This is a genomic window from Pedobacter sp. AC464, assembly GCF_979253075.1.
Genome location: NZ_CEEDBV010000002.1, coordinates 1,386,732 through 1,403,319, shown reverse-complemented (window position 1 = coordinate 1,403,319; position 16,588 = coordinate 1,386,732). Strand labels below are relative to the sequence as shown.

Genomic DNA, 16,588 nt, shown 5'->3' with positions numbered 1-16,588 from the left:
ATTAATTGTATATATATTGAGTCCCCTGAGGGAGCGTTTTAAACTTGATAATTTTTACCAATTGTAAAGATACATCTAAAAACAGAATTTTTGGGTTTGCATTTCTTTCAATGTGGTAATGTGCTTTTTCGAGCTCAGCAATTATTGCTTCTGCCATTGGCAATGTTAATACATGCTGACTCAACTTTTTCGCCGTTTCCATGGTTAACGGCGGCAATTTTACTAATGCATCGGCACCACTTATAAGCAGGCAACATTCCCGCAAATAGTTAATCCCGAACTTTAAAAAATTCTTTTGATTTTCCCTGCCCCATTTGGCAGCTTCGTCCGTAAAGTCAACCAAATCGGGCACTTTATTTCCAAAGCCCATACGCAACCAGCTTGTAAATATCCCGGAACTGTCGCTCTGCACATCGGCAGCAAGCGCTTTTGCTTCTATCAGGTTTCCATCAGCTAAAAAAGCATAATCAACTGCCTGGTGTGAATTTAAACCACTGTTGGTGAGTAGATAACCAGAAATATCATCACTGCTTAATTTAGGGATTTTTACAATTTGCGTACGCGATAAAATGGTTGTTAAAATCTGGTCCTGACTTTGAGCAACCAATATAAAAAGGGTATTTGCAGGTGGCTCTTCAATTAATTTGAGCAAAGCATTGCCCGATTTATCGAGGTATTCCGGCAACCACATTATCAGCACTTTTGTTTCAGCTTCGAAAGCCTTGTAGCTTAATTTTTTAATAATATCATGGCATTCGCCAATTGGAATGTTGGCCTGCTTATTTGCGGCCTCCAGTTTTGAGCGCCAGATGTCCATATCAAAATACGGGTCCTGCAACAGCATATTCCGCCAGTCATCCAAAACATCAACAGCCGTTTTTATACTTGTGGAGGCAAAGAAAGGGTAAGAAAAATGCAAGTCGGGATGGATTAACCGCTCATACTTTCTACAGCTAGAGCACTCGCCGCAGCTATCTGTAGCACCTTTATCCAGGCAATTTACATATTGTGCATACGCTACCGCCAGAGGTAGCGCACCCGAACCAATAGGCGATAAAAAAAGCTGCGCATGACTTACACGGTTTTCCTTCACCGTTTGAATCAAGTGTTGCTTAATCTTTTCCTGCCCTATGATTTCTTTAAACTGCATTTGGTGCAAAATAAGAAATAGATATGAATTGTTGGTATTTAAGGATAGAATTTGACGGAAACGAAACCACAAACACCTAAAAATAGTGGCATAAAGGCTGCGTAGCGATGATGACAATAGTCAAAATATTTAACTTTCGAAGATTAACATATATACTTGGTTTTCATTATCTTTGAAACCCAATCGACCCGACCAAAACTAACTATTACTTATACAAATGAACTTTTTAAAGTCTTTGTTATTGCTTTTTTTATTGCTCTCAACAATAACTAGCTTTAGCCAAAAAAAGATAAAAACCATTAAAATAACTGTTATAAATGAAAGGAACAAACCTTTCGAAAACGTAACGGTTGAACTCGTTCTTGCTAAAGGCACAAAATTATTCAAATCTGCTAAAACAGATAAAAAAGGAGCTGTTCTTTTTAACGACCCGCCTGCCGGAACGTATTTTTTTAATGTAAAGGCTGTTGGATACGAACCGCACAAAACCACTCAAATCAAATCGCCATTTGCAATCTCTGCATTAAATATTAGAATTTTACCCAGCAGCCAGGTTTTAAGAGAAATTGTTATCGAAGCAAGAAAACCTCCCATACAACACATTAAAGGAAAAGTTATTCTCAATGTAGACGCCACCACTACGAATACGGGCACCACGGTTTTAGAATTGCTCGAGCAATCTCCTGGTGTTATGGTTGATAAAGAAGGCAACATTAGTTTGCAGGGGAAATCTACAGTTCTGGTTATGATTGATGAAAAGCCAACTTACCTCTCGGGAAGTGATTTAACGAATATGTTGTCTGGCATGAGCGCTTTGCAGGTTAGCCAGATAGAACTTATCACAAATCCATCGGCAAAATATGATGCCAGTGGAAATGGTGGAATTATTAATATCAAAACGAAAAAAAATACGCAGGAAGGTTTTAATGGTTCCGTAACAATTATTGGCGGATGGAGTAGAGATTATAAAAACAATAATGGCTTGCTTTTAAATTACCGGAAAGGCAGCGTAAACGCCTTTGCTACTGCGAGTTTTAATGCAAACAATAACTTTACAGATATACTTGCGTCCAGAAATTATTTCGGTAAGGAAAATTCAATTACCGGAATCCTCGACCAGACAACGGCGATAAAAAATTTAACGCATTACTCGTTTCTAAAGACCGGTTTAGATTTTTATGCCTCAAAAAACACCACACTTGGCCTGGCTTTAAGCGGAACATTAATTAACCGAACTGGCGGCAGTGACGCCGTTGCAAACTGGAAGCAACCCTCTGGCCTTATAGATTCTGCAGTTTCTACAACCAGCTTAAGCCAGTATAAATTCAAAAACGGCGCCATAAATTTTAGTCTAAAACAAGCTATTGGAAACGACCAGGATTTATCTGTTGATTTAGACGTATTGAAGTATAGCATGAACAATGACCAGGAATTTACGAACAGGTTGCTTTCGGTTAATGGTTATGTTACGGGAACAGATATCGAAATTCCATCAAGCATTAAAATATTATCGGCCAAAGCAGACCATGTAATCCACTTCGGCAAAAATTCACAGCTTGAATCTGGATTTAAATCATCATCAATAAATACGGATAACACAGCGGGATACATTAATTCGAATGGCGCTACTCGCTCAGTAGATTTGAACAGAAGCAATCATTTTCAATACCAGGAAACTATAAATGCACTTTACAGCAGTTTTGAGCGTAAAATTGGCAAACTGAACGCACAGGTTGGCTTGCGCTATGAGCACACAGATTATAAGGCACATCAGCTTGGCAATGCCATAAAGCCCGATTCGTCTTTTTCGAGAACATATGGTAACTTTTTTCCTTCGGGATACCTGAGTTACGACCTGGACTCTTTAAATGCTTTAACCTTAACCGCAAGCAGACGGATAGACCGGCCGGCCTATCAAAAACTAAATCCATTTGTTTTTATTGTAAATAAGTATACCCTGCAAAGAGGAAACCCTTTTATAGTGCCACAATACAGCTGGAACATGGAACTGAGCCACCGTTTTAAGCAACTATTAACGACAACAATTTCTTACAGCGTTGTCGAAAACTACTTTTCTCAACTTTTTCTTTCAGAAGGCACCAACATTTTAATTTATACCGATGGCAACGTGGGTGAGCTGCGAAACCTTGGTGTATCTACTTCAATTCAATTTTATCCTGTAAAATGGTGGTCGTTTAATGGTCAGGCGAATTACAACTATAAAAAGCTCGACGGCTATCAAAACATTAGTTATAACTCTTCGGTAAATCAGTTTCAGTTTAGTGTTAATAATCAGTTTAACCTAAACAAAACGCTAAACGCAGAAATTTCTGGCTACTACATAACTAAAGCCCGTAATGATTTACAGGAATTACTTTACCCAACAGGCCAGGTTTCTGCGGGGATTTCAAAATCGATGCTAAAAGGAAAAGCGAACGTTAAATTTAATGTAAGAGATATCTTTTTAACGCAGGCGATGGAGGGTTTGACAGATTTTCCACAGGCCCAGGAATATTTCAAACTCACGCGTGACAGCCGTCTTTTTGTACTCAGCTTTACCTACCGGTTTGGTAAACCGCTAAAAGCAGTTAAGCGCTCAAACGGGGGCGCAACCGATGAAATGAAAAGAGCAGGATCATAGTTTTTGCCTTAACGCAAGCAGCAGATTCTGGCCGAAAAACCTGATTTCTTAAAAAACCTTACCTTTGGGGCTTTCATTATTTTCTATGGCTCGGATTTTAGCTTTTGATTACGGAACAAAACGAATTGGCATCGCGGTTACAGACCCTTTGCAAATTATTGCCACTGGTTTGGATACCGTACACCCAAAAGACGCCATAGAATTTATCAAGAAATACCTGCTAACCGAACAGGTAGAAGCATTTGTTATCGGGGATCCGAAGCAAATGGATGGCTCTGACTCTGACGCTAAGCAACATGCAAAAGGCTTTTCCACTTTGTTGAAAAAGGCCTTTCCAGGCATCCCGCAACACTGGGTTGATGAGCGTTTTACTTCAAAAATGGCTCATCAGGCAATTCTAAATAGTGGCTTGAAAAAAACAGACAGGCAAAACAAAGAGCGTGTTGATACGATTGCCGCCACACTGATTTTGCAATATTTTATGGAAATGAACCGTTTATAATCAAATAAAATGAGCCTGATAAACGACGATTTACAAAACCTACTCCTTGCTTACTGCGAACCGGAAAGCGATTTGCTTAAAAATATAGACCGCGAAACGAACCTTAAAGTGTTAATGCCACGCATGCTTTCCGGTCATTATCAGGGTAGGGTTTTATCGATGCTAAGCAAGATGGTTGCGCCGAAGAGGATTTTGGAAATCGGCACTTTTACCGGGTATGCCACAATTTGCCTTGCCGAAGGCTTAACAAAAGACGGGATAATTTACACTTTAGACATAAATGCCGAACTTGAGGAAATGGTTCGCTCCAACTTCGAAAAATCCGGCTACAACACTCAGATTAAATATATTTTAGGTGATGCCACAGAAACCGTAAACGATTTAGATGAAGTTTTCGACATCGTTTTCATTGATGCAGACAAAAAAAACAATGGCTTTTATTATGATCTAATTTTCGACAGGGTTCGTGCGGGCGGGATAATAATTGTTGATAACGTGCTTTGGAGTGGAAAAGTACTTCAGCAGAAACAAGACAAAGACACCAAAAATATAACTAGTTTTAATGATAAAATAGCTGATGATGAACGTGTTGAAAAATTAATACTTCCGGTTCGGGATGGCTTGTTTATGATTAGAAAGAAATAGAACATCCGTTAGCAAAGCACTAAAGGGTAACACAAAACTACAATTATGATAAAAATATTTAGTCTATGTTTTTTGCTTTTGTCAGGTTTGCTGGCAAAGGCACAGGTTACCGAAGATTATATTGCTGAGCACGTAGAATTTGCACAAACGCTCATGCGTGACCATAAAATTCCGGCCAGCTTAATTTTGGCCGTAGCCATTCACGAATCTGCGGCGGGAAATAGCCGCATTGCACAACACCTTAACAACCACTTTGGCGTTAAGGGGCCAAATAATAACATAGAAATTCGTTCCTCTTACCGCGATTATTTAAGCGCTGATGAATCTTACAGCCATTTCGTCGAGATAATGGAAACCCGATCGCCTTTTAACAGTCTGTTCGGAAAGTACGACCAATACGATTACAAAGGCTGGGCTAAAGGCATACAGCGCTCGGGATATGCCCATAGCAGGAGCTGGGCAAATCAGGTTATTGCACTGGTGAAAAAGTACGAACTTTACCAATATGATGAACGCCCTGAGGGTTATGAAGAACCCGTTTATGCCACCCGCACCTACCACCGTAAAATTAATAAACTAAGAAAAGCAAACACGTATACCATTAAAAGCGGCGATAATTTAAGCGTTATTGCCAAAAAGAAAGGTACAACCGTAAAGGCGATTATGCTGAAAAACGGAATGAAAAAGGCAAATTTAAAGCCTGGTCAGAAAATTAAGCTTTAAAGCGAAACCCCTGGAAAAACTAATCGTTCAAATGAAAAAAAAATACATCTATCTGGTACTAACCATGGCGTTATTTAGCTCGTGCGCCACACGTAAATTTTCTAAAAATAACAAACAGATAGAAAAGGCTGCCAACAAGGCCAATAACAACACTTATAAAAGCTACAATACCTTAAGTTACATTGATGAATTTAAATCTGTTGCCATTCAAGAAATGAACGCATACGGTATTCCGGCGAGTATAACGCTTGCACAGGGAATTTTAGAATCGGGAAGCGGCAACAGCGATTTGGCAAAATATGCGAATAATCATTTTGGTATTAAATGTACTTCAGATTGGAAAGGGAAGAACTATTTTAGAGATGATGACCAGAAAAACGATTGTTTTAGGGTTTACAAGGATGCCCGCGAATCGTTTAAAGATCATTCAGAATTTTTAAAACGGAAACGTTACAGCGCCTTGTTTCAACTGGATAAAAATGATTACAAAAGCTGGGCTCAGGGGTTAAAGCAGGCCGGGTATGCAACAAATCCAAAATATCCCGACTTGTTGATTAATACGATAGAAAAATATCAGCTCTATCAATACGACCAGTCTGAAACAGAGAAACAAAAAATTGCCCGCGAAGACCGGGTTTTTTCGGAGATTAATCAAAACATCCCGCAGGAAAAGGCAAAATTTACACCTGTAGATACACCACCAGCAGGTGCAAAACCAATTCTGGCAGACGGAACTTACACAGTTGTTAAAGGGGATACACTTTACAACATTGCGAAACGTTTTAACATTAGTGTAGATGATTTAAAGTTGCTGAACAATATGACGACCGATGCAATTAAACTTGGCCAGGTATTGAAGGTTAAATAATGTTAATCAAAATGCTTACAGCCAGTTATGTTGTAGCTTTGTTATCCAATGAAATTTTTAGCTGTTTTTATCTTGTCTTTTAGCCTTTCGGCGATGCTTTTTGCGCAAAACAAACCTGTGCAGGGCATTGTTATTGATAAAGAAACTAAACAACGGCTGGCAAAAGTTTACATCTACAACACCAGAACCGGCGATGGACTCTACAATACCACCAAAGGCGAGTTTAGTACTTATGCAATGCCGGGCGACACGTTGGTTGCCGCTTTATCTGGTTACGGTGTGGATACCGTTATTTTTAAAGGGCAGCCTGCTGCTTATTTTCAGCTAAATTCTTTGGGTATCCGTTTGAGGGATGTTTTAATACAGCAGAAAAGACTTTCGCCGCAGGCGCAATATGAAAAAGCACTGAAAGAATATAAATATGCAACTGACCGCGGCAGCAGCAAAGATTTACTGAATTTGGGAAGTGGCGGTGTTGGTTTAGGTATTGATGCCATTTATAATCTCTTAAGCAGGCAGGGGAAAAATGCCCGTCACCTTCAAAAAATTTTAGAGAAAGATTATAAAGAGGACATGATCGATTATCGTTTTACACCTAATCTCGTACAGCAAATTTTGGGCATTAATGGCGCCGAACTGAAAGATTTTATGGAGCAATACCGCCCAACCTATCAGTTCGTGCTCGATGCTAATGACTACGCCTTTAACCTGTTTGTTAGAAATGCTTACAAAAGCTATCGCCTAAATCCACAGGCCTTGCGATTGCCACCACTTCACAATTAAGCACAGATAAGTTTTGAAAGCGCCAATTTTAATCGTAAAAAGTTTGCCAGCTGCAGGAATGGCTATTTTTCCGTTTATTTTATTGAAAAAGGAAAGCTACAAAACGGATAAGGAAATTATAAATCACGAGAAAATACACCTGAGGCAGCAATTAGAACTCTTAATTTTGCCTTTTTACATCCTTTATTTAGGTAATTACCTCATTAACTTAGCCAGACATAAACAACACGATTTAGCCTACCGAAAAATTATTTTCGAGGAAGAAGCTTATAAGCACGAGCACGATTTAAACTACCTTAAAAAAGGCAATTGGTTTGGTTGGTTGCGGGATAATCGATAAAAAGCATTTTTAGAAACTGATTCCAAATTGGTTTCTTCGAAGCAAAATCATTTGCTAAATCTTTCAATCTCTGAATATTTTCTTTTTCTTTGTAACCAATGAAGAATTTTTTAATTTCCTTAATCATCATTTTAAGCCTCAGTTCTGCGAAACTATATGCACAGGAGATTGATACCATTCCAATCAACACGAAGGATCTGAACATTAAGCTTAAACGCAGTCCGCTGCCAAGCAGAACACTACCTTTGCAGTTTGAACCGGTTAAACTTCGGCCTGCTATTGTGAATGCCAAGGTAAATTACTGGAAAACCAAAACAGCCATCGGAATAAATATTAACCAGGCGCAGTTTAGCGATAACTGGAAAGGTGGAGGTGTAAACTCTATCGCGGTTGGTGGCTTACTAAACTGGAAAGCCGAATACAGTAAAAATAGCTACAGCTATGTGAGTGAGGTGATTCTTCAATACGGAAAAATTAAAAACAAAGACCAACTACAAAAGAAAACCAACGACAGGATTTTCTGGGATAATAAAGCCTCTTTCCAATTGTCGAAAAACTGGTATTTTTTCGGTTCTGTAAACTTTGAATCTCAGTTTGATAATGGTTACTCTTATGCAACCGTAAACGGAACGGAAACTGCTACGCTAATTTCCAAATTTATGGGCCCCGGCTATTTAACCGAATCTGTCGGTTTTGAATACAAGCCAAATAAATATTTTTCTACGCGGATTGGTACCGGAACGGCCCGCCAAACTTTTGTACTCGATACGGCTTTATACCGAACAAATCCAAAAAACTATGGCGTAACGCCTGGCAAGCAGTTTAGAAATGAACTGGCATTTCAAATCGTAGCAGCCTTTGATAAAGACATCTTTACCAATACAAATTTGAAAGCCCGTTATGCAATGTTTATTCCTTACGAAGACATTGCCGTTAAACGTGTAGACCATAGGCTCGATGTAGCGTTAACTGCGAAGATTAACCGGTACATGAACACCAGCTTAACCGGTGTTTTACTTTATGATATGGATACAGGCACCAACAAAGTGCAAGCCAGCCAAACTTTGGCGCTCGGCTTCGCATTCGTATTTCCCAGATAAAACATGCTGCTAAAGCCTTTTGGCTTTAAATTTTTTTGTGCTTTTTCTTCAAATCCAGGTAATCTATATAATACAAAACCTTTACTGATAAGCTGTTATTTTGAGGCGAGTTTAGTATACCACTCAGGTTTTTATTGTATCGTTGCGTATAAAAGGTGTCGTAAGTTTCGGCCGCATCTTTGTATGATACTGAAAGTGTACTGCCAGGCGCAAACTGCCAGGTATAAATTAAATCGATGTTAAACACGTTATAATTTCTATCCGTTCCTGTAAGTGCAGGGCCTTGGTAATCCGTTAAATTGCCATCGGGCTTTAACTGGTAGAAATCCTTATTTCTTCTATCGCTCCAATAATGCCTTAGCACCACGGTTAAACCCATTAAATTGGTAAAGGTATATTTTGCATCGAAAGAATTTTCTACCGTTCTCCGGTCGTATTTAGAAAAAATTGCCTCATTTCCTTGTGCGGTAACCCAGTTTACATAATTATAATTTGGGTTGAAGTTTACATCTAACCCAAAGGCTATTTTATCGTTTAACCTGAAATTTTGGAAAAAGTAAAAGTTATACGATTTCCCCTTAAACAGCTGCTGCTCGCGGTAACGAATATTACCTCCGAAATTATAAGCCTTCGCCCGATTTGGATTTATATAAAGACCTACTGTAAAGTTTTCTGGTGCCTTATAAACTTGTCCGTTTCTAGCTTCATAAAAATCATTGGCTTTAGCATCATAGTTTACATCCACCTCCGCCGACCATAAATTTTTAAACCGCACATACGAGCCTGCTTCAATTCCATAGCTTTGATAGTCGCCCGGTGCCACTCTTCGAGAATACGAAGTATTAAACCAGTTTTGCCACTCATTGTACCATTTACCGGGTTTAAAAATGTTGTACCCAAAACCAATCCTTTGATCTAAAAAGTTATTGTTGGTAAAAAAGCCCATATCCGAAGGGTCGAATTTATTATCGGCATAAACCTGGTTGTAACTCCAGGTAAAGTTGCCGCTTTGTTTGCCAAGCCTTAGGCTATAACTGTAGCCAGTACTGGTTTCGGCACCTTTTATATAACTCATTTTTGCGCCACCATTAATAAAGTATTTATTGCCTTTGTTATTTAAGTTAAAAAGCAAAGCACTAACATTGGCATCATAAGCACTTCCCTGCCTTAAAACATTGGTGTTTATAAACGTTGCCGAACTGTTATTTTTTAACGATTGGTCGAAAACCAAAATGTTATAATTTGTAAGTGGCTGGGTTTCTACATTCCGTAAATTGCCCTGCGCATCTTCTACCTCGGTTTGCATACTGTTGGTAATCGCATTAAAAATGCCAATACCTAAACCTTTCGCCGTACGCCCCGAAATTTTAGTTGCATTTAAAACTTTCGCCTCCGTTTGGTCTTTTACAATTTTATCGCCTGCGCCAATACCACTGTAATTGTAATAAGCAGGTATAGACCCAATTCTTTTAGAGTAAAACAAATCGCCTTTATTAAACAGTTCCGTTCCTTCGGTAAAAAACTGGCGGTTCTCATTAAATTTTACTTCAAATGGCGTAAGGTTAAGAATGCGGTTATCAGATTGCACCTGGCCAAAATCAGGCACAAGCGTCATATCTAGCGTAAAACTGTTGTTTATACCATATTTTACATCCATACCGCCATTAAACCGCGAAGTGGTGTTTTTAACGCCGGGAAGATTTACCGGATAATGGTTAACATAGGCAGAAATGTAGGGAGAGAAGGAAAGGCGCAGTGGCGGTTTTATGTCTTTAATGCCCGAGAATAGCCCCTCCTGATTGATGAAGCCGTTAACTTTTGGGTCTACAAAATTCCAAAACGTTTGGATGTTGGTACGTTGTATTCTCCGGCTAAAATTTAAGCCCCAATTTTGTACGTCTTTGCTCGAAAAACGTAGCGCTGAATAAGGAATCTTCATTTCGCAAGTCCAGCCTTTTTCATCGATTTTTACAGCACTTTCCCAAACGGCATTCCAGTTTGGGTCTTCATCTCCAACCTGCGAGTATTTTGCATCAAACTGCACACCCGCTGCAGTAACAAAAAAGCCGTTTCCGTTCATTTTATCATAAAACGGGTCAACAATTATCGAAATAAAATCGGCGTTACCAATGTTATCCCGCGAAACCAGTTCGTGGGAAACACTATCCTTATCATCATACATGCGGGCATACACATAAATCGCCACATCATCATAAAGCACTTTCATTTCTGTTCTTCTGTCTTGCTTTTCAACTCTTCCGGGCACAGGTCTAATTTCAAAAAAATCGGTGGCCACAGGTACGTTTACCCAGCAGGCATCGTCCAAAAGCCCATCAATTTTTGGCGTTTCAGTTGTTCTCACAGCCGATAATTGCTTTTCTTTTGCGGGGTCTTGTGCCCTGGAAAAAGAATATGCGAACAGAAAAAAAAGGGCTAGATAGAATCTCATTTCTTTGGTTTAGTGAATATAAGACTCCCGGTATATTAAAATGTTGCACCCAATAAAAAAAATATGGTTATTTCGAAGCGCAATTGCTCTGCTAACCAAGGTATCTTTTTTCCCGTGTTTCGCTTGTACGCTTTGCTTCGTCGTACCTCCTCCGCTGCAGGGTACCGCTGCACCCGGGGCTAAGTGGCAAACTGACTGCTCTTTTTTACGTTTGGGTGGCATACCCCGGTGCTTAAACCCGACAGTAGCGGCAGCCCCGAATATTTTATGAGGGCTACAGCGGATGGCGGGGCTGCAGCCTGCCAAAGGCACCGAACATTCGTTTTCAAAATATGGTTTTTACAATCTTTAAGGTAAATATTTTTGACTTTGAGGTGCAGCGATTTACAATCAAAATTTGATACATTTGCCTTTTATTAAAAACATTGGCTTTTCGCCCACAGCGATTGGCTTTTTAGCTTAAAGAAACATGTTTGATAATTTACAAGACAAGCTAGACAGAGCATTTAAAGTATTAAAAGGACAAGGCAGCATTACGGAAATTAACGTGGCGGAAACCATGAAAGAGATTCGTAAAGCATTATTAGATGCCGACGTTAACTATAAAACCGCAAAAGCATTTACGGATGACGTAAGGCAGAAGGCATTGGGCCAGAACGTTTTAACTACGGTTTCGCCGGGCCAGTTGCTCACAAAAATAATGAACGATGAGCTTGCTGCTTTAATGGGTGGCGAGGTTACCGAATTGGAAACAAAGGCAAACCCAACTGTAATTTTAATTGCGGGCCTAAACGGTGCGGGTAAAACTACTTTTGCCGGTAAATTAGCCCTGCACTTAAAAGGCAAAGGCAAAAAACCTTTATTAGTTGCCGGTGATATGTATCGCCCTGCAGCGGTAGATCAATTGGAGGTTTTAGGTACATCAGTTGGTGTTTCGGTTTATGCAAACCGCGAATCGAAAGACCCTGTTGCTATAGCCCTGGAAGGTATTGCGCATGGTAAACAAAATGGAAACAATGTAATTATAATTGATACAGCCGGTAGGTTAGCGATTGATGAATCTCTGATGAATGAGATTTCGGAAGTGAAAGCGAAAACACAGCCACATGAAATTTTATTCGTTGTGGATTCGATGACCGGACAGGATGCTGTAAATACTGCCAAAATATTTAATGACAGGCTTGATTTTACCGGCGTTGTTTTAACCAAACTGGATGGCGATACCCGTGGTGGTGCTGCACTTTCAATTAAATCAGTTGTAAATAAGCCGATTAAGTTTATCGGTACCGGCGAAAAAATGGAAGCACTGGATGTGTTCTATCCAGACCGTATGGCATCGCGTATTTTAGGTATGGGTGATGTGGTTTCATTGGTAGAACGTGCTCAAATGCAGTTCGATGAGAAAGAGGCCGCCGAATTACAGAAAAAAATCCGCAAGAATAAATTCGATTTCAACGATTTCTACAACCAGATTCAACAAATTAAGAAGATGGGAAATATGAAAGATTTGATGGGCATGATTCCGGGTGTTGGCAAAATGATGAAAAACGTTGACATTGAAGATGATGCTTTTAAATCTATCGAGGCCATCATTAATTCGATGACTCCATTTGAAAAGGAAAATCCTGATGCGATTCAGCAAAGCAGACGCTTACGTATTGCAAAAGGCTCTGGAAGCAAAATAGAAGAGGTTACCAAACTGATTAAACAATTTGAAGACATGCGTAAAATGATGAAGCAGTTTTCGAATCCGGCAGCCGCAGCAGCGATGATGAAAGGTATGCCAAAAATGCCTTTTGGGAAACGGTAGGTTTTGAGTAGAAAGGTTAATTTGCAAAGCAGAAAGACTAAAGACTAAAGCGAAGATAACGTATCGCAGATATACAAATCCCGGCCAGAAAAGGCCGGGATTTTTTTGTTTTTTCGATTTTGTTAGTTAGATATTGCACCTCGGCTGAAGCGTTTGTTGCCAGTAAAAAGCCGACTGCTAAAGTAGTTTGTATTGAAACTGAAACAGGCATAATGCACCCGAATAAAATATTTACGGTTTCAATTCTCTTGATTTTAACCAACTTACGCTCACTATTATAACCGTAAAGGCAAAGCGCCTACAATTTATTACCGTTGGTTTCAACCAGTGGTATCTAAATATTTCTTTATATCTTAGTAAAACCATTAATCCTCCCCGAATAACAATAACATCCCAATTTTTTAATGAAATTTAATGCTTGTAAAAACTTATGGGAGTGCTGTGTTTGGCGTAAATGCTTTAACAACAACAATTGAGGTAAGCATTAGCGCCGGCAATAAATATTACATGGTTGGCCTGCCCGATAATGCCGTTAAGGAAAGCTTGCAAAGGGTAGAAAGCGCCATCCATATTGCAGGTTTTAGGATGCCAAGGCAAAAGATTGTTGTTAATCTTGCTCCTGCCGACATCAGAAAAGAGGGTTCTGCCTACGATTTACCTATTGCAATTGGCATTTTAGCAGCTTCGGGCCAGATTCCGGCAAATGATTTAGAAAATTATTTTATCATGGGCGAGCTTTCGCTTGATGGTGCAATTCAACCCATTAAAGGTGCTTTACCAATTGCCATCCAGGCGCAGGAAGATGGCTTTACAGGTTTCATTCTGCCTAAGCAAAACGTACGGGAGGCCGCTATCGTTGATGGCCTGGTTGCATACGGCGTAGAAACACTGGCGCAGGTAATTGCCTTTTTCAATAAAAGTGAAGGCCTTGAACAGGTAAAAATCGATACCAAGGAAGAGTTTTTAAAAAACATAGGTAATTATGAACATGACTTTGCAGATGTTAAAGGCCAGGAAAATATTAAACGTGCTTTGGAAATTGCCGCAGCAGGCGGACATAATGTAATTTTAATTGGCCCGCCAGGTGCTGGTAAAACGATGTTAGCGAAACGCTTGCCAACCATTTTACCTCCGTTAAATTTATACGAAGCATTAGAAACCACTAAAATACATTCGGTAGCGGGCAAACTTTCTGCCGCAGATGCACTGATGACGGTGAGGCCCTACCGCTCACCACACCATACCATTTCTGATGTGGCCCTCGTAGGCGGAGGCATAAATCCTGCGCCAGGAGAAATATCTTTAGCGCATAATGGTGTGCTGTTTTTAGATGAACTTCCTGAGTTTAAAAGGACCGTTCTGGAAGTAATGCGCCAACCCCTGGAGGATAGAAAAGTTGCCATTTCGAGGGCAAGATTCTCTGTAGAATACCCTGCAAGTTTTATGCTGGTGGCATCCATGAATCCTTGTCCGTGTGGATTTTATAACCACCCCGAAAAAGAATGTGTTTGTGCGCCTGGCGTAGTTCAAAAATACCTTAGCAAAATTTCCGGACCGCTTTTAGACAGGATTGATTTACATGTTGAAGTTACACCCGTTAATTTTTCAGAGCTGGCATCCTCGCGGGAAACTGAAAAAAGTGAACTCATCAGGGCAAGGGTAATCAAGGCCAGGGAAATTCAGGACCAACGCTTTGCTGATAAAGCAGATTTGCACTACAATGCACAGATGAGCCCAAAAATGGTTCGTAAAGTTTGCCAGATTAGTGAGGCGGGAACCACACTCTTAAAATCGGCAATGGAGCGTTTGGGTTTATCGGCCCGTGCTTATGATAGAATTTTGAAAGTAGCCAGAACAATTGCTGATTTGGATGGAAGCGAAAGCGTAGAACTCGAACACCTTGCAGAATCCATCAATTACAGAAGTTTAGATAGAGATGGCTGGGCAGGGTAACTTTTATCATCATAAAACAAGATGAACTTTTTATTAAACTGGCTAAAAAATCATATTTCATTATATTGCCGTATTTTCTGATAAAAACATGAAGCTATTAAAATCGTGGAACATTTTAAGTCGGTTAAAATTCCATTTAACAAATTCAGTTCTGATTACTTTAGGTTTGTTGGTGGTATTGTTGTGCGCCTGCAAGCAAAAGACTCATGATTATTACGCGGGCATAATTATAGATGAGTTTGGAAAACCAATTGAAGGTGTTTTCGTTAAAGAAGATTTGGCTGATAAATATGCCGGTACAACCACAACTGATAAAAACGGATTTTTCAAACTTAAAGCGAGTACTTTGGAAGGAGTAATTCTCAAAAAAGAGGGCTACATTACCGATACTGTGCCAATGGTTTGGCACCATGCCGGTGAAACAACAGAATATTCGCGTTTAATTACCGAAGACAGCAGTAAACATGAATTGCAAAAAGTTAATGGAAGAGCAATTGTATTTCTGCATGAGGAATTTAAAAATAAACCCGAATTTTTTCAGATAACAAATCCAAAGTTTAAACCTGATAGTTTGTTTGGAATTTGGATGGAAGATGAAAATAATGGATTTAAAATTACCAAAGACAGGTACTACGCTTATGGTTTTAATGGTAACAGAAACATGCGCTACACCTTGAAAAATGACACCCTAACCGTTTTTAAAGATGACTATTATTTCTACAGAAAAGGAATAATTAAAAAATTGGAAAGTGATGGTTTAGAGATATTATGGAACAAAAAGGAACTGCTACGCTACACAAAAAAATAAGATGAAAAAAATAATTTCAGCTGTGCTTTTCGCAATCGCCTTTACGGCTTGTAATGAAAGCAAAAAACCAAATGAAAATACCACGAAGCACATTGATACTGCGCAGACAATACAGCAGAAAACGGTAAGTAAAACCTTAACGGAAAAGGAAAAGTTAATCGCCGAGTTAGATAGATTTAAAGTTGCCGTGGAAACTAAGAATAAGACCGAAATAGCCACTTTCTTCAACTTTCCTGTGGCAGATAGCACTTTAACAATTTACGATATCAACGCGGATTTTGATAAACAACGCATTGAAAACGGGAATAAACTTACTAAAGAAATGTTTAATGATAATTTTGAAAGGTTGTATGAGTACTGGGATTTCGAAGAGTTCTCAAATCTTTTTAAGTTTTTAAAATTAAATGACCTAAGCGAAAAAAATACGCTCGATTATGTACATAAACCTAAAAATGAAGGTTGCTATTTCATGTACAGTATCAAACATATAGATAATGAAGTAACGATAAGTTATGGCACCAATACAAATGGCGACTACTCAAAAAAACATCCTGATGAGGAGGAAGTGTGCGGCGAATATCTATCGGCTTGGGTGTTTAGCTGGGATGGCCAAAAACTGACCTTTAAAAAGCAATTGTTTGCTGGCTAATACATTTTATCGAATGTCTTGTTCCGACTACTTTTAAGTTAAAGGGCTTAGTTTCCTTGAAAACCATACCAATAGAAAGGGTTGGAACAAAAAACATTTTGCGTATAGCTCAAGATTTTCTTCCTGAACTTCCCAGCTAAATTACAATCAAAACTGTTTAAACCCAA

Annotated in this window: 14 protein-coding genes; 12 read left to right on the top strand and 2 right to left on the bottom strand. The window is 39.3% G+C overall.

The features are described from left to right. Position 1 precedes the first annotated feature (1 nt). Positions 2–1,150, bottom strand: a complete 1,149-nt coding sequence (locus AC0IWT_RS16985) for a DNA polymerase III subunit (RefSeq protein ID WP_471798045.1) — start codon at positions 1,148–1,150, stop codon at positions 2–4. A gap of 217 nt (positions 1,151–1,367) precedes the next feature. On the opposite strand from AC0IWT_RS16985, the gene AC0IWT_RS16980 reads away from it, so the two are divergent. From AC0IWT_RS16980 to AC0IWT_RS16945, 8 genes are all read left to right on the top strand, one after another. Continuing rightward, the gene (locus AC0IWT_RS16980; protein ID WP_471798044.1) at positions 1,368–3,791 is read left to right on the top strand and encodes an outer membrane beta-barrel protein; all 2,424 of its coding nucleotides are present in this window, start codon (positions 1,368–1,370) and stop codon (positions 3,789–3,791) included. Between the two features lie 85 nt (positions 3,792–3,876). Then, complete coding sequence (gene ruvX, locus AC0IWT_RS16975; RefSeq protein ID WP_056869136.1) at positions 3,877–4,293, top strand: Holliday junction resolvase RuvX; 417 nt, start codon at positions 3,877–3,879, stop codon at positions 4,291–4,293. Between the two features lie 9 nt (positions 4,294–4,302). After that, positions 4,303–4,938, top strand: coding sequence for an O-methyltransferase (locus tag AC0IWT_RS16970; protein ID WP_471798043.1), 636 nt, complete (start codon positions 4,303–4,305; stop codon positions 4,936–4,938). Positions 4,939–4,983: 45 nt separating this feature from the next. Then, the gene (locus AC0IWT_RS16965) at positions 4,984–5,661 is read left to right on the top strand and encodes a glucosaminidase domain and LysM peptidoglycan-binding domain-containing protein (protein WP_471798042.1); all 678 of its coding nucleotides are present in this window, start codon (positions 4,984–4,986) and stop codon (positions 5,659–5,661) included. Between the two features lie 31 nt (positions 5,662–5,692). Further along, on the top strand, positions 5,693–6,529 hold the full coding sequence (locus tag AC0IWT_RS16960) for a glucosaminidase domain-containing protein (RefSeq protein ID WP_471798041.1): 837 nt from the start codon (positions 5,693–5,695) through the stop codon (positions 6,527–6,529). Between the two features lie 48 nt (positions 6,530–6,577). Further along, positions 6,578–7,312 (top strand): hypothetical protein, encoded by a 735-nt coding sequence (locus AC0IWT_RS16955; RefSeq protein ID WP_471798040.1) that lies wholly within the window; start codon positions 6,578–6,580, stop codon positions 7,310–7,312. Positions 7,313–7,325: 13 nt separating this feature from the next. Next, positions 7,326–7,652: a hypothetical protein gene (locus tag AC0IWT_RS16950; RefSeq protein WP_200940301.1), complete on the top strand. Its 327-nt coding sequence runs from the start codon at positions 7,326–7,328 to the stop codon at positions 7,650–7,652. 98 nt (positions 7,653–7,750) lie between these two features. Beyond that, positions 7,751–8,752, top strand: a complete 1,002-nt coding sequence (locus AC0IWT_RS16945) for a DUF3078 domain-containing protein (RefSeq protein WP_056869141.1) — start codon at positions 7,751–7,753, stop codon at positions 8,750–8,752. A 25-nt stretch (positions 8,753–8,777) separates the two neighbouring features. Here the strand turns inward: AC0IWT_RS16945 and AC0IWT_RS16940 are convergent, their stop codons facing one another. Continuing rightward, the gene (locus tag AC0IWT_RS16940; RefSeq protein ID WP_471798039.1) at positions 8,778–11,201 is read right to left on the bottom strand and encodes a DUF5916 domain-containing protein; all 2,424 of its coding nucleotides are present in this window, start codon (positions 11,199–11,201) and stop codon (positions 8,778–8,780) included. Between the two features lie 469 nt (positions 11,202–11,670). Between AC0IWT_RS16940 and ffh the strand changes: the two genes are divergently transcribed. The 4 genes from ffh (at position 11,671) to AC0IWT_RS16920 (ending at position 16,421) form a co-directional block, all read left to right on the top strand. Next, positions 11,671–13,011: a signal recognition particle protein gene (gene ffh / locus AC0IWT_RS16935; protein WP_471798038.1), complete on the top strand. Its 1,341-nt coding sequence runs from the start codon at positions 11,671–11,673 to the stop codon at positions 13,009–13,011. A 414-nt stretch (positions 13,012–13,425) separates the two neighbouring features. Then, on the top strand, positions 13,426–14,964 hold the full coding sequence (locus AC0IWT_RS16930) for a YifB family Mg chelatase-like AAA ATPase (RefSeq protein ID WP_471798037.1): 1,539 nt from the start codon (positions 13,426–13,428) through the stop codon (positions 14,962–14,964). An 88-nt stretch (positions 14,965–15,052) separates the two neighbouring features. After that, complete coding sequence (locus tag AC0IWT_RS16925; protein ID WP_471798036.1) at positions 15,053–15,772, top strand: carboxypeptidase-like regulatory domain-containing protein; 720 nt, start codon at positions 15,053–15,055, stop codon at positions 15,770–15,772. 1 nt (position 15,773) lies between these two features. Further along, complete coding sequence (locus AC0IWT_RS16920) at positions 15,774–16,421, top strand: hypothetical protein (RefSeq protein ID WP_471798035.1); 648 nt, start codon at positions 15,774–15,776, stop codon at positions 16,419–16,421. Positions 16,422–16,588: the final 167 nt, after the last annotated feature.